At 42.8% G+C, this 570-nt stretch carries 1 pseudogene; it reads left to right on the top strand.

The features are described 5' to 3' along the window. A pseudogene (locus tag R7190_RS29470) lies at nt 1-363 on the top strand (conjugal transfer protein TraG); the annotation flags it as partial. Nucleotides 364-570: the final 207 nt, after the last annotated feature.

The raw sequence follows: 570 nt of genomic DNA, 5'->3' as shown, positions 1-570 counted from the left end.
GAACAGCATGCGTCTGACTTTAAACAGGAAGCATACAGCGAAGGGCAGAGAATGGGATTGACCCCGATTCAAAGTCAAGTGTTCGCTCAAGCTTTCAATGAAGGTTTGGCGGGGCGCGTTTTCAACTCTGAAGACTCATCGAGTTGGTCGCCTGAAATGCTTGGTCTAAGGGAGCAAATGCTAAATGAGTATCGTCAAAAAGATGAGAGCGGTGCTTACATCCCCGACAGTGTGTCCGAAGAAGATAAAGCATTTGTGGATAAGCAGATTGCAGTGATCTCAAATGCATCCCTTGCTGGAGATTATGCTCAGAACAACTTGATCGATATTAGGGCTTATAACCAGGCATCAGGAAGGAACTGAAAATAGAAGGTAGCCAGCTTGTGGTTGGCTGGCTATTTTTTTGGCTTTTTGGGATACCTTGGATAAAAGCCATCAAAAAACGAATGGAGCTTATACCAATACCATTTTTCTTCAATGCTCAAAGTTCTACCCGGATCTTTAACTTGGCTACTCAAGAATCTAATTCCAGTACAAATAGCTAAGAAAAAGAGTCCCAAACCAACAATT

The organism is Vibrio sp. 1078-1, from assembly GCF_033340475.1.
Note: the sequence above shows the minus strand (reverse complement) of the source record. Positions and strands in the feature narration are given on the sequence as shown.